This window comes from Magnetococcales bacterium (assembly GCA_015228815.1).
Lineage (GTDB): Bacteria > Pseudomonadota > Magnetococcia > Magnetococcales > UBA8363 > UBA8363.
In genome coordinates this window covers 1-18,476 of sequence record JADGCV010000018.1, presented here as the reverse complement: position 1 = coordinate 18,476, position 18,476 = coordinate 1, and the positions used below count along the sequence as shown (strand labels likewise).

Below are 18,476 nucleotides of genomic sequence, written 5' to 3'. Positions count from 1 at the left end.
TGTCTCCACCCGTGATATCCTCGACGAGAACTTCGTACTGCTTACCCTCAACCGTTACTCTCAGTTTTCTTTGCTTCACAACAGTATCCTCGGCAATTGAGTGGTACTCACGGTTACATGGATCAGCGACGGACGTTGTGCGACGATTGTTGCATCGAACGACCCACCGATGTCCAACTCTTGTCAACTCCAGTATCTTCGATCCTCAGGATGCGGCCTCCCGACATGGTCTGGGTGGCCGCGATGATCGCAACCAGATGGTGCGGCGGAATTCCGCCCGCCAGGACCGGAACCGCCTTCGGTGCCGGTTTGACGACGGCGGGCGTGGCGGCCATGGATTTTTCACCCATGCGGGTAAAAATATCCACAATGACCTTGATCACCACTGCCACGAGACCAGCAATGACGATCAACATCCCATAAGCAAACAACGACTTCATAATCACCTGGGACAACATCATCGTTTTCCTTAGTTAACCGGTTCAGACGATCGTCAAAGGGGAATATTGCCGTGCTTCTTCAGCGGCCGGAGGTCCCTCTTGCTCAAGAGTTTCCTCAATGAAAGGGCCGCCTGTCCCCGGGTTTGACCCGGCTCAATCACGTCGGTGATGTACCCCCGGGAGGCCGCAAGATAAGGGGAAGCGAATTTGTCGCGATATTCCGCAGCCAATTCCTTGGCCTTGGCCCTCTTGTCCGTGGCCTCGTCCATTTCCTTGCGGTACAGAATGTTGATCGCCCCTTCGGCACCCATCACGGCAATCTCGGCGGTCGGCCAGGCGAGTACCACATCGGCCCCGAGCTCCTGGCTGCACATGGCCAGGTAGGACCCGCCATAGGCCTTTCTCAGGATGATGGTGATCTTGGGGACCGTGGCGGCGGAATAGGCGAACAACAATTTCGCGCCATGGCGGATGATCCCGCCCCGCTCCTGCTCAATCCCGGGCAAGAATCCCGGCACATCGACCAGATTGACCAGAGGAATATTGAAAGCGTTGCAGAAGCGGATGAACCGCGCCCCCTTGTCGGAAGCGTCAATGTCCAGACAACCCGCCCGTACCTTGGATTGATTGGCCAGGATCCCCACCACGACCCCTTCGATCCGGGCAAAGCAGGTAATCAGATTCTGGGCGAACAGTTCGTGAACCTGAAGGTAAATCCCGTCATCGACAAGCCGCTCGATCACCTTGGTGACGTCCATCGCCTCCTTGGGGTCCTCGGGAACCAGCTTCTCCATCTCCGGGTCCTCGGACATGTCCAGTTCGGGATAGGGATGATGGGGCGGGTCCTGGGTGTTGTTGTTTGGCAGATAGCTCAACAACTCCTTGCAGATTTCGATGGCGTGCTCATCGTCGTCGGCGACAAAATGGACATTGCCGCTGACGGTGGCGTGCATCATGGCGCCGCCAACCTCGTCCATGGAACATTCACGACCGCTGACTGCCTTGATCACCTGGGGTCCGGTGATGAACATCTGGGCATTTTCGCGGGTCATGATGATGAAGTCCATCAGGGCCGGCGAATAGGAGGCGCCACCGGCGCACGGCCCGAGAATGACCGCGATCTGCGGCACCACCCCGGACAGGAGGACGTTCTGATAGAACACCTCGCCATACCCCGACAGGGCATCGACCGCTTCCTGGATGCGGGCGCCGCCCGAATCCTTGAAGGCGACCAGGGGAATGCCCACTTTCTTGGCGATTTCCATCCCGGCGACGATCTTGGTGGCGTGCGCCTTGCCAAGAGTCCCCGCCATGGCCAGGAAATCCTGACTGGCGGCGGCAACCTGCCGTCCATCGACGTACCCGGTCCCGACGACAACCCCGTCGGAAGGGATTTCTTTCCCTTCCATGCCGAAAAAGTTGCACCGGTGCTGGATATGCGCTCCCAATTCCTGGAAGGTCCCCTCCTGGAAAAGGTGGTCCAGACGCTCGCGCGCTGTCATCAACCCCTTGGCGCGGCGTTTCTTGATCTTGTCCTCGTCACCCGTCTCGGAGATCGCCTTGCGGCGGTTACGCAACGTTTCAAGGGCTTTGATTGGTATCGCCATATCCTCTGTCCTCGGTTGGGGGCGGGCCGGACCGGACCCCCTGTAGCAAGTTGCCTGATGATGGCTCCCCATCCCAAACCCTCCCAAGCCCCTGGATGCGGACCGAATCTGATCGGGCTGGCCACGCATGGCCCATGCGCACCGTCCGAGGAATCTCCCCGGAGCCGTGCATGGACTCATGACCTGGCAGGATTTGGAAGCGCCATTGGAGCCGCGTTCCTGTTTGGTCGCAATCCTACGAAAGCCCGGCTCAAAAGAAAATGAAAAATCCACCGGGAGCATTTTTTTTTCCACTTTTTCCACAGACCGGTGACGTAAAATTCCTTAATGCGGCAACGACGTTCCCCCCCCCTTGCCCAATCATGTCTCCCCGTTTCACCGATGGCCTTCATGAAATCAATTCATCGAGACTCTTGCCCACGGGCGAAGTTTGCTGTAATAACAGCCCATGGATAAAATTCTGGTCCGTGGTGGCCGCCCCCTCAATGGGACAATCTCGATCAGTGGCGCCAAGAACGCCACGCTTCCGGCACTGGCGGCGAGCCTGCTGACGACAGGCCGGGTGCGCCTGTCCAACATACCCCATCTCCGGGATGTCACGACGATGCTGGAACTGCTCGGCCAGCACGGATCCTCCATCACCATCGACGAAAAACTCGATGTCGAGATCGACAACTCCCGGATCGTCAACTTTACCGCCCCCTACGACCTGGTGTGTACCATGCGGGCCTCCATTCTGGTCATGGGGCCGCTTCTGGCCCGTTACGGGCAGACCGAAATCTCCCTCCCCGGCGGCTGTGCCATCGGCTCGCGTCCCGTCAACCTTCACATCCAGGGACTGCGGGCGATGGGGGCCGACATCGAACTGGGTGGCGGCTACATACGCGCCCGCGCCAAACGCCTCCATGGCGCCCGCTTCACCTTCGATCCGGTGACCGTGACCGGAACCGAAAACCTGCTCATGGCGGCAACGCTCGCCAAGGGGGAAACGCTCCTCGAAAACGCCGCCCGCGAGCCCGAGGTCGTCGATCTGGCCCAGTGTCTGACCGCCATGGGGGCCAGAATTCACGGCGCCGGGACCAGCACCATCATCATCGAAGGGGTCGATCACCTGCAAGGATGCCGTCATGCCATCATCCCCGACCGCATCGAAACGGCAACCTTCATGATCGGCGCCGTCCTGACCCGGGGAGATGTCCTTCTGACCAACGCAAGCGCCGAAACCCTCCGCGCCCCCATCGACAAACTGAAAAACATGGGCGCCATCATCGAGGAACCCGACAGCGACACCATCCGCGTCCGTTGCAGCGGTGACATCGAGGCCGCCGACCTGGAAACCGCCCCCTACCCCGGCTTCCCCACCGACCTTCAGGCGCAAATGCTGGTCCTCAACAGCCTTGCCCGCGGAACGGGAATCGTCACCGAAACCGTTTTCGAAAACCGCTTCATGCATGTTTCCGAACTGCAACGGATGGGGGCCGACATTCGTGTCCGGGGCAATACCGCCCATGTCCGCGGTTCCCGGCGCCTCATCGGCGCCCCGGTCATGGCGACCGACTTGCGCGCCTCCGCATCGCTCGTCCTGGCGGGACTCGCCGCCGAAGGGGAAACCCTCATTTCCCGGGTCTATCATATCGATCGCGGCTACGAGCGCATCGAGGAAAAACTTCGCGCCTTGAACGCCGACATTCAAAGAATCAGCGGTTAGTCCCGCTTTGTCGCACGCATGATCCATGCGTGTTTTTTTGTTTCGCCTTGTCATGGATACGATCATTCGGTCAACGGGTTGTACACGGGTCAGATGATGAACGACTTTCCCATTCGCCTTCTCGACACCCGCGATCCCCGATTTGCGCTCGAACTGGACCGTCTTGGACAGTGGAACGAGGATCGGGTCGCCGATATCGAAGCCACCGTCGCCGACATCATCCAGCAAGTCCGCCGCGAAGGCGACACCGCCCTGGCGCGATTGACCGCACGATTCGACCGCATCGACCATTCCCGAGGGACACTTCGATTCGACGACACAGAGATCGATCAGGCAATGGGTCAATGCGATTCCAAGGACCTCGAAGCCCTGGAACTGGCAGCCCGGCGCATTCGCGATTATCATGTCTGGCAAATGCCCCCCATGGGCGTGCATACCTTCGTCGATCCCCATGGAACCACCCTCGGACAACGGTTGCGCCCCCTCGACCGGGTCGGGCTTTATGTTCCCGGCGGTCTTGCCAGCTATCCCTCCTCGGTTCTCATGAATGCAATTCCTGCCCGGGTCGCGGGTGTACGGGAACTGGTCATGACGGTGCCGACCCCGGAGGGACGCATCAATCCCCTGATTCTGGCCGCCGCCCGGATCGCCCAGGTCGATGAGATCCATCGCATCGGTGGCGCCCAGGCGATCGCCGCCCTGGCCTTTGGCACCGCGACCCTCCGGCCCGTGGACAAGATCGTCGGTCCGGGCAACATCTATGTCGCCACGGCCAAGCGGCAGGTCTTCGGGCATGTCGGGATCGACATGATCGCCGGGCCCTCGGAAATACTCATCATCGCCGACGGCGCCAACGATCCGTCATGGCTTGCCGCCGATCTGCTCTCCCAGGCGGAACACGATGCCAGCGCCCAATCCATTCTGATCACCGACCAGGCCGATGTCGCGCTCCGGGTCGTCGCCGCCCTCGAAGATCATCTGGCGACGTTGCAACGACAGGAAATCTGCCGCAAGGCATTGGCCGATCATGGAGCGATCATCATCGCCCGGTCCCTGGAGGAAGCGTGCCGCATCGCTTCGCGAATGGCTCCGGAGCATCTGGAACTGGCAGTGGCACACCCCGAGGAACTCATCGATTCCATCGACAATGCCGGGGCCATCTTCCTGGGCAGATTCACCCCCGAACCGATCGGCGACTACATCGCCGGTCCCAATCATGTTTTGCCAACCTCGCGCACCGCCCGGTTTTCAAGCCCCCTGGGGGTTCATGAGTTTATCAAACGATCAAGCATCATCGGTTGCACCCGCCAATCCCTGGAGGCCATCGGACCGGCGGCAGCCCGGCTGGCGGCAGCCGAGGGGTTGACCGCGCATCAACGCAGCATCGACATTCGATTGAAACAACGTCCATGATCCGCCGAGCCTCCATTCAACGAAAAACCGCCGAAACCTCCATCTCGATTTCCCTGTCCATCGATGGACGGGGGAGTTCGCGCATCGATACCGGCGTTGGTTTTCTCGATCACATGCTGGATCAACTGGCCCGTCATGGACTGTTCGACCTTGAAATCGACGCCCGCGGCGACAATCATGTCGATGACCATCATACGGTGGAAGACGTCGGAATCGCCCTGGGACAAGCCTTTCGCGAAGCCCTTGGGGATCGGCGGGGCATCGTCCGTTTCGGGTCGGCCCATGTTCCCCTTGACGAATCGCTGTCCCGCGTCGTGGTCGATTTGTCCAACCGTCCCGGTTTGTCATGGAAAGTATCGTTTCCGACGCAAAAGGTGGGATCGTTCGACACTGAATTGTTCAAGGAGTGGTTCGTGGCGTTTGCCGGCAATGCCGGGATGACGGTGCATGTCGAAAATCTGCATGGCGAGAACAGCCACCACATCATCGAGTCCTGTTTCAAGGCATTGGCCCTGGCGCTGCGTCAGGGATGTGCGCGTGACCCGGCGCGGGCCTCCGACATTCCGAGCACCAAGGGAACGCTTTAGAGCCTCGCATCCTGCCAGCAAGGATCATCATGATCACCATCATCGACTATGGTTCCGGCAATCTTCGTTCCGTGGCCAAGGCCCTGGAAAAATCGGGGGGGACCGTTCGGATCAGCCACCATCCCGAGGAAATCCTCCAGGCCGACCGGATCGTATTGCCCGGAGTCGGCGCCTTCGGCGACTGCCGCGCCAATCTGGAACAGGCCCAATTGCTGCAACCCGTCCGCGAACACATCCAAAAAGGAAAACCGTTCCTTGGCATCTGTGTCGGAATGCAACTCCTGTTCTCGGAAGGACACGAATTCGGCATCCACCCCGGAATGGGACTGTTTCCGGGCAAGGTGATCCGCTTTCCCCGCACCATGCCCGATCCCGGCAACCCGTCTCTTTTCCTCAAGGTGCCCCACATGGGATGGAACCGGGTCCATCAAACGACCCCCCATCCGTTATGGCAAGGGATCCGGCAGGATACATTCTTCTATTTTGTCCACTCCTTCCATGCCGTTGCCGACCATCGGCACATGATCGCCGGAGAAAGCCATTACGGCATGACGTTCCTGGCCGCCTGTGCCCGGGACAACCTGTTCGCCACCCAGTTCCACCCGGAAAAAAGCCAGGCGGCTGGACTCGAACTGCTGAAAAACTTCATCACCTGGAGCCCCTGACCATGATCGTCATTCCCGCCATCGACCTCAAGGACGGTCAGTGCGTCCGCCTGTTCCAGGGGGACATGCGCCGCGACACCGTCTATTCCGACGACCCGGGCGCCATGGCCCTGCGCTGGCAGGACGAGGGGGCGTTGCGTCTTCATGTCGTGGACCTCAATGGGGCATTTGCCGGGGTCCGGGTCAATCAACAGGCAGTCGCGGCCATCCTCGAAACGATTTCCATTCCGATGCAACTGGGAGGTGGCATTCGCGATCTGCACACCATCGAATCGCTCGTGAACATGGGAATCTTTCGTGTCATCCTGGGGACGATCGCCTGCCGCAATCCCGCTTTGGTTCAGGAGGCCTGCCGCCAGTTTCCCGGTCGCATCTCCGTGGGAATCGATGCCCGCGGCGGCAAGGTGGCCATCCAGGGGTGGTCGGAAGTGACCGATATGGACGCCACTGCCCTCGCCCGACGATTCGAGGACGCGGGGGTGGCGGAGGTCATCTTTACCGACATCGCCCGCGATGGCGCCTTGACGGGAGCGAATCTTCCGGCAACCATCGCCCTGGCCCAGGCCATTTCCATACCCGTGATCCTTTCGGGGGGAGTGGCGGGAATGGATGATATCGAAGCGGTCCTTGCCCATTGCGGACCCTTCGCCTCCGGGGGGCGCATTTCGGGAGTGATTACCGGCAAGGCGATTTATGATGGCCGGCTGTCATTCAAGGATGCGGCACACCGGGTACGGGAAAGAAAAAAAATCCACCATGTCTGACTCTACGATGATCCATCATACGTCATTACCGCCGCGCCCATTTTGAAAGCGTCCGATCATGCTCGCCAAAAGAATCATCCCCTGCCTCGATGTCCGTGAAGGACGGGTCGTCAAAGGGGTCCAGTTCGAAGGTCTCGTCGATGCCGGCGACCCGGTGGAAGCAGCACAACGGTATGACCAGGAAGGGGCGGACGAACTCACCTTTCTGGACATCACCGCCTCGCACGAAAACCGCGATACCATCCTCGATGTCGTGCGCCGGACGGCGGACGCAGTGTTCATCCCCCTGACCGTCGGCGGCGGAATCCGGACCAACGACGACATCCGCCGCCTCCTCAACGCCGGCGCCGACAAGGTGGGAATCAATACCGCGGCGGTATTCCGCCCCGAATTCGTCCGAGAAGCAGCCAACCGCTTCGGCGCTCAATGCATTGTCGTGGCCATCGATGCCAAATGCGTCGAAAAAGATAACCTTGGCCACCCCATCCGCTGGCAGATCTTCACCCACGGAGGCCGCAAACCAACCGGTCTGGACGCCGTGGACTGGGCACGGCGCATGGAAGAATACGGAGCGGGTGAAATCCTTCTGACCTCCATGGATCGCGACGGAACCAAGGCAGGCTACGACATTCCATTGACCCGGGCCATCGCCGAGGCCACCTCCATCCCCGTCATCGCCTCGGGAGGGGTCGGCACCCTCGACCACCTGCTCGAAGGCCTCCAGGCAGGCGGCGCCGACGCCGTCCTTGCCGCCTCCATTTTTCACTTTCGCCAACATACCATTCCGGAATGCAAGGTGTTTCTGAAAAACCACGGAGTGGAAGTCCGCTCATGAGGAACACATGAAAGAACTGCCCGATCTGGATTCCCTGAAATTCAACGCCGATGGCCTGATCCCCGCCATCTCCCAACAATACGACACCGGCATGGTGTTGATGATGGCCTGGATGAACCGTGACTCCCTGACCGAATCCATTCAAAGCGGTGTCGCCTGTTACTGGTCCCGTTCGCGCAAACAATTCTGGAAAAAGGGTGAAACCTCAGGCCATGTGCAAAAAATAAAGGCGATCCGCACCGACTGCGACCGGGATACCCTTCTGCTTCTGGTGGATCAGATCGGAGTCGCCTGCCATACAGGCCGCAAAAACTGTTTTTACCTGGAAGCCCGGGAAAAAGAATGGGTGGAAATCGCCCCCCCCCTGAAAGATCCCAATGAAATCTACGGCAGGCAATGACCGCACCCGCAAACCGCGCCCTTTTTCTCGATTCGTTGTACAATCTGCTGGTCACACGCAAACATTCAGCCGATGAATCCTCCTACGTTGCCCGCCTGCACCGGCAGGGGCTGGAGCACATTCTGAAAAAGGTCGGAGAAGAGGCAGTCGAAACCCTTCTGGCCGCAAGCCGCGGAAACCACCAGGAGATCGTGCATGAAACCGCCGACCTCTGGTTTCATACCCTGGTGATGCTGGCCCACCTGGACATCCATCCCGACGTGATCATGGATGAATTGATCCGCCGTCACCAGACGACCGACGCACGGAGACCGGAAGGTCCCAAGGTCGATCCCACCGGAAAACAAGGAACGAACCATGAATGATTCCTGTCTCTTTTGCAAAATCGTCGCGGGAACGATCCCGGCACGAAAAGTTTACGAGGACGAAGAGGTGCTGGCCTTTCACGACATCCACCCCCAGGCCCCGGTCCACGTCCTCGTCATCCCGAAAAAGCATCGGGAAAGCCTTGACGCCGTCACCCCCCAGGATCGCCTTCTTCTGGGACACCTGATGGAACGGACCGCCCACATCGCCCGGGAACTGGGCCTCGGCGCCTCGGGATATCGAACCATCATCAATACCAAAGGGGATGGCGGACAGGAGGTGTTTCACATCCACGTCCACATACTCGGCGGACGGGCCTTGGGCCGGATGGTCTCCCATTGACCCCGACCCTGACGCTCAAGGAGGGCCGTGAAAAATCGGTCACACGGCGTCATCCGTGGATTTTTTCCGGGGCCGTCGCCCGCATCGAAGGAGCACCCGGTCAGGGAGCATCGATCGCCATCCTTGATTTTCGAGGCAAACGGTTGGGATGGGGGGCCTTTTCGGGTCAATCGCAGATTGTCTCCCGCATCTGGAGCTTCAATCCCGATGAACACATCGCCCCCGCGTTTTTCCGCGAGCGACTCGAACGTTGCCTCGACCGGCGACGCCCGATGATGAAGGAGGCCCCGGAAACCTCGGCCCTCCGTCTGGTCAACGCCGAATCGGACGGTCTGCCGGGAGTCACCGTGGATCGCTATGGTTCCTGGCTGGTTGGACAGTTCACCAGCACCGGAGCACAGCAATGGAAGGATGTGATTGCGACACTGTTGCTGGAAGTGACCGGAGCCAGGGGCCTGCTCGAACGAACCGACGGCGAAGCCTGCGCCCGGGAAGGATTGCCGGAATCGACCGGTCCCCTCCGGGGCGAAGCCCCTCCCGAGAAAATCACCATCCTCGAACACGGCCTGACCTATGCCGTCGATCCCTGGCGCGGTCATAAAACCGGGTTCTACCTCGATCAGAAAGACAACCGTTTCCTGATCCGGGAGGAATCCTCCGGAACGCGCTTCCTCAACACTTTTTCATTCTCGGGAGGCTTTGGACTCAATGCCATGGCCGCAGGGGCCGGACATGTAGTCCAGTTGGACAGCGCCCCCGGCTGCCTGAGCCTCGCCGAAGAAAACGCACGGCAAAACCATCTGCCCGCGGACCGCTTCGAATACTGCAAGGCAAACGCCTTCCACAAACTCAGGGAATGGCGCGATCAACACCGTGACTTCGATGTGATCGTCCTGGACCCGCCAAAACTGGCCGATTCCCAGGGAGGGGTACAACGCGCGGCCCGGGCCTACAAGGACCTCAACTGGCTGGCCTTTCGCCTACTGGCCCCCGGAGGTCGCCTTTGGACCTTCTCCTGCTCGGGTCGCATGCCGGAAGAGCTGTTTGCCAAGGTGGTTGCGGATGCCGCCATTGACGCCGGACGCAATGCGTTGATTCAACGTCGCCTGGGTCCAGCGCCGGACCATCCCGTTGCCCTTGCCTTTCCCGAGGGACGCTACCTCAAAGGGCTCCTGTGCGTTGTCGATTGACATCGAAACGTTCAAACCCAACACGCCCGAAACCTGCTCGACCCGGCCCAGAAACTCCTCGCGACGGATTCGGACATTCCTCGACGGCGGCAAAATGACGTCCATGTTACACCTTTCCTTGAAGAAGACCAACATTATCAACGACAAAGCCTCTTGATTTAAGCCGTGGCAACAGTTTGAGCAACTGTTGCCTGCTGATTCCCTCCAAAAGAACGGTTTCCCCATCCTTCAACATGAATCGGTTCCGTTCCTTGTGAAGTTTCAGTACAGGCATGATCTGGCTCCTCGGCGCGACATTATGGAATCCGACAGGATCATGCACAAGATGAACCATTTTTGCAATTTTATTGTAATATATTGAAATATAATACTATTTTTATATTTCATTCAATTCTCGCCACGGGTGTCCACACACATGCGTCAGCATACCGACATGTTTGCCACGGCAACGGCCCCTGCGAATGGCCCATCTTCTGTAATCACAACAAAAAAAACACTCGTTGATCATCCGCACCGACAAAGAAATAAAATTTTTATAATCGAAAGTCGGCAAAATACCGTATCATCAATGCTCAAGAAGCGCATTCAGTCGATCGAAGAGGAGTCAGATTGACCGAAAACAGCTTCCATTCTTCTTTGCTTTCGGATAGCGTTGTATTTTGCTCGTGAGGCATGTATATTTCAAACACCGCCCTGGTACACAAAGGGCGCCGTTGGAAAATTTAGGTTTGTCCGATACAAACATTGAGTTGCGCGCAAAGAATACCAACCTAAAGAGCCATTCCCATGAACAGCACCCTGAACGAACGGATCAAACTGGCCAGGAAGCATGCCGGCCTGACTCAAAAGGAACTTGCAGACAAGGTTGGGATCAGTCAGACGGCAATCCACAAGCTGGAAGGGGGCGGGTCCCGTTCCTCGCGCAAGACGATCGCCATCGCCCTGACCTGTGGTGTCGATCCCATCTGGCTGGATACCGGTCGCGGAGAAATGGAACTCGCCGGCGGCTCCCCCTATTCCTCCTCACGGAAGGAGTTTGATGACGAACAGGGGGAATCCAGCCGCTCCTATCCCCTCATCGCCCGGATCCCCCTGATCTCCTGGGACGCGCTGGCCAAATATTGCGGCCTGCCCAAAGAAGCGTTCATCCCCGAGGTCCTCTCATGGGTACCGGTCGCCCCCAAGGCCAGCGAGCGGTGCTTCGCCATGAAGGTTCCCGACGACTCCATGGAACCCGAGTTTCACGAGGGAGAAATCATCGTCATCGATCCGACGAAGAAAGGCTCCCACAACCAGTTCCTGATCGCCCGCGAAGGAAACAACCGGCCCACCTTCAAACAATTGATCCATCACAGCAACCAGCAATACCTCAAACCGCTCAACTCCCGGTATCCCCTGATCGAGGTCAAAGGAGAAATTCAGGTGTGCGGGGTTGCAATCTGCAAATACAAGGAATACGAATAGGTCGATTCGCGTTCGTCCACCAACCCGAGCCTTGGCTGTCGGTCCATGATCCCGCCCCCTCCGGAAGACCTGAATTCAGCTTCACGCGAGGCCGATCGTTCCGGGGCCCTGGTCCTGTTTTCGGGGGGGCAGGATTCAACGACCTGCCTGGCATGGGCGCTCCAACGCCACGACCGGGTCGAAACCGTCGGCTTTTCCTATGGACAGAGGCATGCCATCGAACTGTCCTGCCGGGATACCCTGCGGCGTTTGCTGGCCGAACGATTTCCCAAATGGAGCGAGCGCCTTGGCAGCGATCATCTGATCGACATCCCAGCCCTGGGTCGGATCAGCGCGACTGCCCTCACCCGGGACATGGAGATCGAACCGTTGGCCTCGGGGTTGCCCAATACCTTCGTCCCCGGACGAAATCTTTTGTTTCTGACCCTGGCGGCAGCCCTGGCCCATCGCCTTGGAATCGGAATCCTGATCGGTGGCATGTGCGAAACCGACCATTCCGGATATCCCGACTGCCGGGATGATGCCATCAAGGCATTGCAGGTCGCCTTGAACATCGGCATGGCCTCCAGGATACGCATCGATACCCCGTTGATGTGGCGGACCAAACAACAAACCTGGGCCCTCGCCGAATCCCTTGGCGGAATGGAACTGGTTGACCTGATCCGGATCCATACGCATACTTGCTATCTTGGTGATCGAGGCCAATGGCACTCCTGGGGCCATGGTTGCGCAACGTGCCCCGCCTGCCGCATCAGGTCTGAAGGTTATTCCCGTTATCTGGAGACTCGGGCGCCAATCCTTCCATGAAAGAATCCTTGTTTTACACAACGATGGCCCGGTTCGACGCGGCACGCCGAATCGATTCCCTGCCGCAGGGACATCGACAGGGGCGCGTTCATGGTCATGGCTTTGTCGTTCAGGTTCGCGCCCGTCCCCCAATCGCGGGGTCCGTTCCTCCCGGAACCGAAGTGGCGCACCTTGGCCGGTTGTCGCATGAATGCGTCGCCCCCCTGGATCATCGGTTTCTCAATGATCTTGTGACCGATCCCACCGATGAACGCCTTGCCCGGTGGATCCGGGATCATCTGGACTGGCCCGGAATCGACATGGTCGGCCTCCAAAGCACCTGGAATGCCGGAGTCTCCCTGGATGGACGGCTTCATGCCCATCCCTGGCGCCTTTTTTCCTTCGAAGCCGCCCACCGCCTGCCCCATGTACCGCCCGGTCATCCGTGCGGTCGCATGCATGGCCATGGCTTCCGCGTCATCATCCATGTCGATGGCAATGCTTCCACACAAATGACACCCTTCGACCCGGACGACATCGACCGCCATTGGCACCCCTTGCAGCGTCAATTGCATGCGCACTGTCTCAACGAAATCCCCGGATTGGAAAATCCAACCAGCGAAATGCTGGCCGGCTGGATCTGGCAACGCCTTGAAGGACGCCTGCCGGAACGCTTTCGGGTCACGGTCCTTGAAACAGCGAGCAGTGGAACATCCTTCGATGGACAACACCATCGAATCTGGAAGGAATTCACCCTCGACAGCGCCGTGCGTCTTGCCCGGGTATCACGGGAAGATCCCCTGCATCGGCTTCATGGCCATACGTTCACCCTCCGTTTGCACCTGAGCGCTTCCCTGGATGCAATTCTGGGTTGGACCGTCGATTTTGGCGATGTCAAAAGGCTGTTCCTCCCCGTTTTTTCCCTCCTGGATCATCACCCTCTGCATGAACTCAACGGTCTCGAAGACAACGATTGCCTGTCCCTGGCCCGATGGATCCACAGCCAAACCGCGCCCCTGCTGCCACAACTGGATCGGATCGACCTCCTCGAAACGCCCGGATGTGGTGTCATCCTGGCGACCCAGGATGCCGCCAAACCTCTGTTCCCTTGATCGACAGCGATTTTCAGGATCATCGTCCCAGACCCTTTCTCCCCATCCATCCCGTTATTGTTTCATCCCCGAGGACTTCATGTGGCAAAGAAACTGGTCCATCTCCTCCTAATCCTCGCCATCAGCCGGGAACTGGCCGCCATGACCTGGCTGATCTGGGAACGATCGCAATGGAACGAAGGCAGCGACGCGGTTACGGCATCCCGTTCCGAAAACGATTGGACCACCCCCCTGGTCACCCGGATCACCCCGGAATTGGATTGGCTCGGTCCCCTCTTTGGCGAGCCTCGCATCAAAAGGGATGTCCCCCTGGGAATGAGTCAGGACCAACTCGATGCCCTGCCCATTTCCCCGATCAGCCTCCTCCTCATCGGCGTCCTCCATCACGACGATCCTTCCCGCAGTCTGGCGGCGTTCCTCGACCCGTTCGGTCAGGAACGAATACGCAGGATTGGATCACCCTTGCCTGAAGAGGGACGGCTGATCGCCATTCTTCGAGATCGAGTCGTCATCCTGAGAAAGGGACAACGGGAACAAATCCGCCTCCCCGATGAAGGACAAAGGGAAATCCTGGCCCGTTTCCGGGCGCGCGTCGAACAACAGCGCGAGGTCAGCCGGGTATGGCAAACCTTCACCGAAAAACCGGAAGAGGTTCTGCGACTGGTACGCCTGGATCCGGCAGAACAAAACGGCAAACTGATCGGCGTTCGCCTCGGCCACGGTCAGGATGAGGGGTTCCTCGGTCGATTCGGTCTCCAGCCGGGAGATGTCGTCACCTGGCTCAATGGGGAACACCTTGATTCGTATGAAAAAGGAATGCAGGCCCTGCGACGGCTGAATACCGCCCAGACAATGCGTTTCAAAATATTGCGCGGCGAAAAGACCCTGGAATTCACCTATAACCGCTCCAGTGAGGAAACGCTGGATCCCGCCGCCATCAGATTGAAAAAAATACAACCATGAACTCGATCATCCACGTCAGGGACCATCGGATTGCAAAATTCTTGTCTTTTGCAATCTTCCAGGATAGTGTCTCTTCAGTGCCCACCCGTTTCCGATCGAAAGCCATGAATGAACCCGCCCAAGGATCGTGATGCCTCATCCGAAGCCCCATCCTCGTCCACATCATCACGCAGACAATGGCCCAGGGAAACAGCCACCATCCCCATGACCTTCGTCCTGGAAGACGGAAGGCGGCGACTTTCCGGTTTCAGTCAGGATGTCAGCCTGGGTGGAGTTGCCTTGAAACTCGACTCCGTTCCCGATACCATCAACGCCGATCAGGAGGGGTGGGTCGAACTCCGCTTCGATTCCAAGGTGCATCGCTTTCCCTGCCGCGTCGTGCGAACCGCCAAGGTCACTATTTTCGTGGCCATGGACGAAAACCGGCGCGCCCAGTTCGCTTCCCTGGTATCGCTCATGCAACTGTCCTCCATGCGGGACAATTGCCACCTCCTCGAACGCTGGGACGCCACCCGTGGAAAAAAAAAGCGCAGGCCCCGATCAACCTTCGTTCCAGAGAAAACTGGGAAACATTCCTGAATCCTTGCTGGGTCATCGTGAAACCACTACTTCCAATGGACAGGCAGACATGAAAAAAACGCTGACCGTCACCATGCCGGACCGCTCCCTCTGGAGCATCCCCGTCGAAATCATCGCCCGGCATCGGGCAGAACACTTTGCCATGCGGTTGTTCGATGGCGATGTCGAACGTTCCCTCAAGGAGGATACCCTGCCCCTGTTTCAACAAAATTCCTACGCCATCGAACGCTGGAGCGAAGACATGATGGATTGGGATGATGTCAAGGAACACGCCAGCCAGATTGCCACGGCGAACGTCAATTATTTCGACGGTTGGCTCAAAGGGGTCAAGGTGCTCTCCTGACACCGATGCCCCGTTCCCATGAAACAGACGCCACAAGTCATCATGATTGTTTTTTCCGCCGTTGCGATCCGAGAAGCCGTCTGTTGGCTTTTTTTTTGATGCTGGTTCCCCTCACCCGGGGATCATGGCACCAGATTGGATGGTGGATTGCCATCGGTGGCATCTGTCTTTTCCCCCGGCTCGCAGGCATGAGCATTCCAGCCCTGCTCTACCCTTTGCGGAAACTGCGTTTTTTCTTCCTTGCTCTTTTTCTTCTGCACGGGTTTTTCATCCCGGGCAGCGCCGTGTTGCCCTTCTCCGAATGGCCCAGCCGGGAAGGGCTCATGGTCGGTGGCCAACAGTCCCTGAGGCTGGGTCTCATGGCCATTCTTGCCTGGACCCTGGTCCGGGTTTCGACGACGGAAGATTTGATCGCCGGGATGTGTGGCTTGTTTGGCGTTTTGCAACGATGGGGTATCCCGGTCATGCGCTGGGCGGCTCTGCTGTCATGGACCATTGAATGCGTCGGTCGTTTGGTGACCCTCGCGTCCGCCACCCGTACACTCCCCCCCCACCCCCCCCATCTCAAGGGATGGATGGCCATCATGACTCAGTGGAGCCAGCGCGGCGGCGCCCTGCTCGATGCAATGCAGGTGGATATGGCCAGACAAGAACAACGTTTGCGCGATCAGGGCATCCTGTCAGGACTCCCCGTCCCCCCGAGCACTCCCTTTCACCCAGGATGGCAAGATTTTTTGATTGTCTTTTTTTCTTTAATGATTTTTATCTTGTATTTGCTTCAGTAATTGACACGTTCATGCTACCGACTTGCATCCCGTGATCGCACCAGGAACGGCCCGAGCGCCAGACAGTCAAGCCGCCCATCAAGGAACGAGGTGACGGCATCGTCGGGAGTGGCAACAATAGGGGCCTCGTGCATGTTGAAACTGGTGTTCACCAGCGATGGAATCCCGGACAGCTTTTCATATTCGGTCAATATTTCATGAAAACCTGGATTGACCCGGGAATCGACCAGTTGCCCGCGGGCGGTACCATCGACATGAACCACCGCGGGAGAGCTTCGTTTCATCTGGGGGGTGCAGTCGAAGGTGATGGTCATGAACTCGGCGGTATGGGCGCAACCATCGATGTTCAAATAACAATCCCCTGCCTTCTCGATCAGTGTCGCCGGGGCGAATGGCATGAACTCTGTCCGGGCCAGGCGTTTGTTGAGCCATGCGTTCACCGAGGGATCGACCGTGTGGTAGAGAATCGAACGGTTGCCCAAGGCCCGTGGTCCAAACTCCATGGCGCCATCGAATCGGGCCACCACCTGTCCCTGGGCGACCAGACGGGCAATCGCAAACTGAATATTTTCGACCTTTTCCCAGGCCAGGCCGCGACGCTCGATCGCCTCGCGCATCTCCTCCTCGTCGAAGGAGGGACCGAGAAAACAATGATCCAGACGGCGGGGCGGCACCCCACAATTCATCCCCAAATGATACAACGCCGCCCCCAGCGACAATCCGCCATCATCCATGGCCGGCTGAACGAACACATTGCGAAATCCCAACTCCTTGACCTTCTGATTGACCCGAACGTTGGCGAAAACACCCCCCGCCAGGCAAATATCGGTATGGCTCAGGTCGATCGGCGCATGCTCGGCGATCAATGCCAGGGTGCGCCGTTCCGTATCCTCCTGGATGGCCCAGGCAAGGTCCTCCTGCCGGACCCCCCCCAGACGGGTCCGACGCAACTGTCGCAATTCCTGCAACACCTTGTCTTCATTTTCATCGTGAAGGCGGTCGAACCAGTTTTTTTCTCCCCACCTCCAGGAATCGGCAAAAAATCGCGACACCGCGGTCAGGCAGGCTGAATCGGGCCGACCCCGGGCGGAAAGGCCGGTGATCTTGCCACAATGACGGTCAGGATTGAATCCCAACAGACCGGTCAGGACCTCATAGTTGGCTCCGAGGGGCATGTCGTTATAGAAATATTTGGCCTTCCTCGTCAGTCTTGAACCGCTGCCCTCGTACACGGTCGCCGACAAACAATCACCGACCCCATCGAGGGTCACCACCAGGGCTTTGGGAAAACCGGAACAATAATAGGCACTCGCGGCATGGGCCGCATGGTGTTCCACCAGAAGATCAAACCCCAGTCCCCCCGTGCTGGCACCTGGATCCGCCCCGACGACACCCCCTCCCCGCCCCCCCAGCAACCGCCGGCCCCAGGTTTCGAACAACGAACCAAGACTCTTGGAAGTGTTGTGCCCCCGGATCCTACTGCGCACGACCAGTTCCAGATTGCGCCCCATCTTGGGCAGCAAAGGCATATCGACGTAGCATGTCGGAGCGCCGGCAGAAAACGACGGAAAACGGCGGCGAAGGTCGGCCATGCTCAGGCGCGGCATCCCTTTCTGCAATTTTTTCTTGGTATAACGTTCTTCGGCGGAAGCAAACACGATCCTGCCACTGTCATCCACCAGGACAGAACTGGCGCAATGGCTGTCATGCCATCCGACCACCGTTCCCATCGATCGTTGTGTCGTCTTGTCCATTTCGCCCCAGGCAAGGAAAACAAAAACCCTGAAGATCATCCTCCAGATTTTTCAACAAACCGCAACCATCACGGCATACGCAGTTTTTCCACATCGGGATCAGAAACGTCTTTTACCCACAGCCGACAGGACATCATCATCCCCGCCGCCATGCAAAAACCCATCGTCACCAGGTACGTGGCACAAACGTTTCATTATTGGCCAACTTGACGCTGTCGCCAGACTGGACGATGACGAACAGCCCTTCATTCATGGCAAATCGATCGACATCCTTATCGATCAGGATGCCGGCCACAGCGCCCATGACCCGTGCGCCACCTTCGCCTTCATAGAACTCCTTGTATTCACGCACCCGCTTCAGATGATCACGGAC

General features: G+C 58.4%; 22 protein-coding genes. 17 read left to right on the top strand and 5 right to left on the bottom strand.

From position 1 onward, the window contains the following. Nucleotides 1–122: 122 nt before the first annotated feature. Both HQL76_09175 and HQL76_09170 read right to left on the bottom strand, forming a co-directional pair. On the bottom strand, nucleotides 123–461 hold the full coding sequence (locus tag HQL76_09175; GenBank protein MBF0109335.1) for a hypothetical protein: 339 nt from the start codon (nucleotides 459–461) through the stop codon (nucleotides 123–125). 32 nt (nucleotides 462–493) lie between these two features. After that, nucleotides 494–2,047: an acyl-CoA carboxylase subunit beta gene (locus tag HQL76_09170; GenBank protein ID MBF0109334.1), complete on the bottom strand. Its 1,554-nt coding sequence runs from the start codon at nucleotides 2,045–2,047 to the stop codon at nucleotides 494–496. A gap of 448 nt (nucleotides 2,048–2,495) precedes the next feature. Here HQL76_09170 and murA point away from each other — a divergent pair, with 448 nt between their 5' ends. From murA to HQL76_09120, 10 genes are all read left to right on the top strand, one after another. Then, nucleotides 2,496–3,755 carry a UDP-N-acetylglucosamine 1-carboxyvinyltransferase gene (murA, locus tag HQL76_09165; GenBank protein MBF0109333.1) on the top strand — a complete coding sequence of 420 codons (1,260 nt, stop codon included), beginning with the start codon at nucleotides 2,496–2,498 and terminating at the stop codon, nucleotides 3,753–3,755. A gap of 96 nt (nucleotides 3,756–3,851) precedes the next feature. Next, nucleotides 3,852–5,168, top strand: a complete 1,317-nt coding sequence (hisD, locus tag HQL76_09160; GenBank protein ID MBF0109332.1) for a histidinol dehydrogenase — start codon at nucleotides 3,852–3,854, stop codon at nucleotides 5,166–5,168. Continuing rightward, a complete protein-coding gene (gene hisB / locus HQL76_09155; protein MBF0109331.1) occupies nucleotides 5,165–5,755 on the top strand; it encodes an imidazoleglycerol-phosphate dehydratase HisB in 591 nt (196 codons plus the stop codon). The genes hisD and hisB overlap by 4 nt, the downstream gene beginning before the upstream one ends. A 29-nt stretch (nucleotides 5,756–5,784) precedes the next feature. Then, entirely contained in the window at nucleotides 5,785–6,420 is a 636-nt protein-coding gene (gene hisH, locus HQL76_09150) for an imidazole glycerol phosphate synthase subunit HisH (GenBank protein MBF0109330.1), read from the top strand. Nucleotides 6,421–6,422: 2 nt separating this feature from the next. Continuing rightward, nucleotides 6,423–7,184, top strand: coding sequence for a 1-(5-phosphoribosyl)-5-[(5-phosphoribosylamino)methylideneamino]imidazole-4-carboxamide isomerase (gene hisA / locus HQL76_09145; protein MBF0109329.1), 762 nt, complete (start codon nucleotides 6,423–6,425; stop codon nucleotides 7,182–7,184). A gap of 58 nt (nucleotides 7,185–7,242) precedes the next feature. Next, nucleotides 7,243–8,019 (top strand): imidazole glycerol phosphate synthase subunit HisF, encoded by a 777-nt coding sequence (gene hisF / locus HQL76_09140; protein ID MBF0109328.1) that lies wholly within the window; start codon nucleotides 7,243–7,245, stop codon nucleotides 8,017–8,019. Between the two features lie 7 nt (nucleotides 8,020–8,026). Continuing rightward, nucleotides 8,027–8,419 carry a phosphoribosyl-AMP cyclohydrolase gene (gene hisI / locus HQL76_09135; protein MBF0109327.1) on the top strand — a complete coding sequence of 131 codons (393 nt, stop codon included), beginning with the start codon at nucleotides 8,027–8,029 and terminating at the stop codon, nucleotides 8,417–8,419. Beyond that, entirely contained in the window at nucleotides 8,416–8,784 is a 369-nt protein-coding gene (locus HQL76_09130; protein MBF0109326.1) for a phosphoribosyl-ATP diphosphatase, read from the top strand. The genes hisI and HQL76_09130 overlap by 4 nt, the downstream gene beginning before the upstream one ends. Continuing rightward, nucleotides 8,777–9,127: a histidine triad nucleotide-binding protein gene (locus HQL76_09125; protein MBF0109325.1), complete on the top strand. Its 351-nt coding sequence runs from the start codon at nucleotides 8,777–8,779 to the stop codon at nucleotides 9,125–9,127. The genes HQL76_09130 and HQL76_09125 overlap by 8 nt, the downstream gene beginning before the upstream one ends. Then, on the top strand, nucleotides 9,124–10,317 hold the full coding sequence (locus HQL76_09120) for a class I SAM-dependent methyltransferase (protein MBF0109324.1): 1,194 nt from the start codon (nucleotides 9,124–9,126) through the stop codon (nucleotides 10,315–10,317). The genes HQL76_09125 and HQL76_09120 overlap by 4 nt, the downstream gene beginning before the upstream one ends. 106 nt (nucleotides 10,318–10,423) lie before the next feature. On the opposite strand, the gene HQL76_09115 is transcribed toward HQL76_09120, so the two are convergent. Further along, nucleotides 10,424–10,591: a hypothetical protein gene (locus HQL76_09115; protein MBF0109323.1), complete on the bottom strand. Its 168-nt coding sequence runs from the start codon at nucleotides 10,589–10,591 to the stop codon at nucleotides 10,424–10,426. A gap of 512 nt (nucleotides 10,592–11,103) precedes the next feature. On the opposite strand from HQL76_09115, the gene HQL76_09110 reads away from it, so the two are divergent. The 7 genes from HQL76_09110 (at nucleotide 11,104) to HQL76_09080 (ending at nucleotide 16,349) form a co-directional block, all read left to right on the top strand. Then, nucleotides 11,104–11,781, top strand: coding sequence for a helix-turn-helix domain-containing protein (locus HQL76_09110; GenBank protein ID MBF0109322.1), 678 nt, complete (start codon nucleotides 11,104–11,106; stop codon nucleotides 11,779–11,781). Nucleotides 11,782–11,826: 45 nt separating this feature from the next. Continuing rightward, nucleotides 11,827–12,588, top strand: a complete 762-nt coding sequence (gene queC, locus HQL76_09105) for a 7-cyano-7-deazaguanine synthase QueC (protein ID MBF0109321.1) — start codon at nucleotides 11,827–11,829, stop codon at nucleotides 12,586–12,588. Beyond that, nucleotides 12,585–13,679 (top strand): 6-carboxytetrahydropterin synthase, encoded by a 1,095-nt coding sequence (locus tag HQL76_09100; protein MBF0109320.1) that lies wholly within the window; start codon nucleotides 12,585–12,587, stop codon nucleotides 13,677–13,679. The genes queC and HQL76_09100 overlap by 4 nt, the downstream gene beginning before the upstream one ends. Nucleotides 13,680–13,760: 81 nt before the next feature. After that, entirely contained in the window at nucleotides 13,761–14,642 is an 882-nt protein-coding gene (locus HQL76_09095; protein MBF0109319.1) for a hypothetical protein, read from the top strand. 108 nt (nucleotides 14,643–14,750) lie between these two features. Continuing rightward, a complete protein-coding gene (locus HQL76_09090) occupies nucleotides 14,751–15,221 on the top strand; it encodes a PilZ domain-containing protein (protein ID MBF0109318.1) in 471 nt (156 codons plus the stop codon). A 49-nt stretch (nucleotides 15,222–15,270) separates the two neighbouring features. Further along, a complete protein-coding gene (locus HQL76_09085) occupies nucleotides 15,271–15,564 on the top strand; it encodes a hypothetical protein (protein ID MBF0109317.1) in 294 nt (97 codons plus the stop codon). An 83-nt stretch (nucleotides 15,565–15,647) separates the two neighbouring features. Beyond that, a complete protein-coding gene (locus HQL76_09080) occupies nucleotides 15,648–16,349 on the top strand; it encodes a hypothetical protein (protein MBF0109316.1) in 702 nt (233 codons plus the stop codon). Nucleotides 16,350–16,363: 14 nt separating this feature from the next. On the opposite strand, the gene HQL76_09075 is transcribed toward HQL76_09080, so the two are convergent. Then, complete coding sequence (locus tag HQL76_09075) at nucleotides 16,364–18,142, bottom strand: carbamoyltransferase (GenBank protein MBF0109315.1); 1,779 nt, start codon at nucleotides 18,140–18,142, stop codon at nucleotides 16,364–16,366. Nucleotides 18,143–18,269: 127 nt separating this feature from the next. Next, on the bottom strand, nucleotides 18,270–18,476 hold a 207-nt coding region (locus HQL76_09070), incomplete at its 5' end, for a DUF3782 domain-containing protein (protein ID MBF0109314.1).

What these genes read in the sequence shown, in the direction of transcription:
- HQL76_09175 (MBF0109335.1), bottom strand. Translation starts at nt 461, where the DNA reads ATGATGTTGTCCCAGGTGATTATGAAGTCGTTGTTTGCTTATGGGATG.
- HQL76_09170 (MBF0109334.1), bottom strand. Translation starts at nt 2,047, where the DNA reads ATGGCGATACCAATCAAAGCCCTTGAAACGTTGCGTAACCGCCGCAAG.
- murA (MBF0109333.1), top strand. Translation starts at nt 2,496, where the DNA reads ATGGATAAAATTCTGGTCCGTGGTGGCCGCCCCCTCAATGGGACAATC.
- hisD (MBF0109332.1), top strand. Translation starts at nt 3,852, where the DNA reads ATGAACGACTTTCCCATTCGCCTTCTCGACACCCGCGATCCCCGATTT.
- hisB (MBF0109331.1), top strand. Translation starts at nt 5,165, where the DNA reads ATGATCCGCCGAGCCTCCATTCAACGAAAAACCGCCGAAACCTCCATC.
- hisH (MBF0109330.1), top strand. Translation starts at nt 5,785, where the DNA reads ATGATCACCATCATCGACTATGGTTCCGGCAATCTTCGTTCCGTGGCC.
- hisA (MBF0109329.1), top strand. Translation starts at nt 6,423, where the DNA reads ATGATCGTCATTCCCGCCATCGACCTCAAGGACGGTCAGTGCGTCCGC.
- hisF (MBF0109328.1), top strand. Translation starts at nt 7,243, where the DNA reads ATGCTCGCCAAAAGAATCATCCCCTGCCTCGATGTCCGTGAAGGACGG.
- hisI (MBF0109327.1), top strand. Translation starts at nt 8,027, where the DNA reads ATGAAAGAACTGCCCGATCTGGATTCCCTGAAATTCAACGCCGATGGC.
- HQL76_09130 (MBF0109326.1), top strand. Translation starts at nt 8,416, where the DNA reads ATGACCGCACCCGCAAACCGCGCCCTTTTTCTCGATTCGTTGTACAAT.
- HQL76_09125 (MBF0109325.1), top strand. Translation starts at nt 8,777, where the DNA reads ATGAATGATTCCTGTCTCTTTTGCAAAATCGTCGCGGGAACGATCCCG.
- HQL76_09115 (MBF0109323.1), bottom strand. Translation starts at nt 10,591, where the DNA reads ATGCCTGTACTGAAACTTCACAAGGAACGGAACCGATTCATGTTGAAG.
- HQL76_09110 (MBF0109322.1), top strand. Translation starts at nt 11,104, where the DNA reads ATGAACAGCACCCTGAACGAACGGATCAAACTGGCCAGGAAGCATGCC.
- queC (MBF0109321.1), top strand. Translation starts at nt 11,827, where the DNA reads ATGATCCCGCCCCCTCCGGAAGACCTGAATTCAGCTTCACGCGAGGCC.
- HQL76_09100 (MBF0109320.1), top strand. Translation starts at nt 12,585, where the DNA reads ATGAAAGAATCCTTGTTTTACACAACGATGGCCCGGTTCGACGCGGCA.
- HQL76_09090 (MBF0109318.1), top strand. Translation starts at nt 14,751, where the DNA reads ATGAACCCGCCCAAGGATCGTGATGCCTCATCCGAAGCCCCATCCTCG.
- HQL76_09085 (MBF0109317.1), top strand. Translation starts at nt 15,271, where the DNA reads ATGAAAAAAACGCTGACCGTCACCATGCCGGACCGCTCCCTCTGGAGC.
- HQL76_09075 (MBF0109315.1), bottom strand. Translation starts at nt 18,142, where the DNA reads ATGATCTTCAGGGTTTTTGTTTTCCTTGCCTGGGGCGAAATGGACAAG.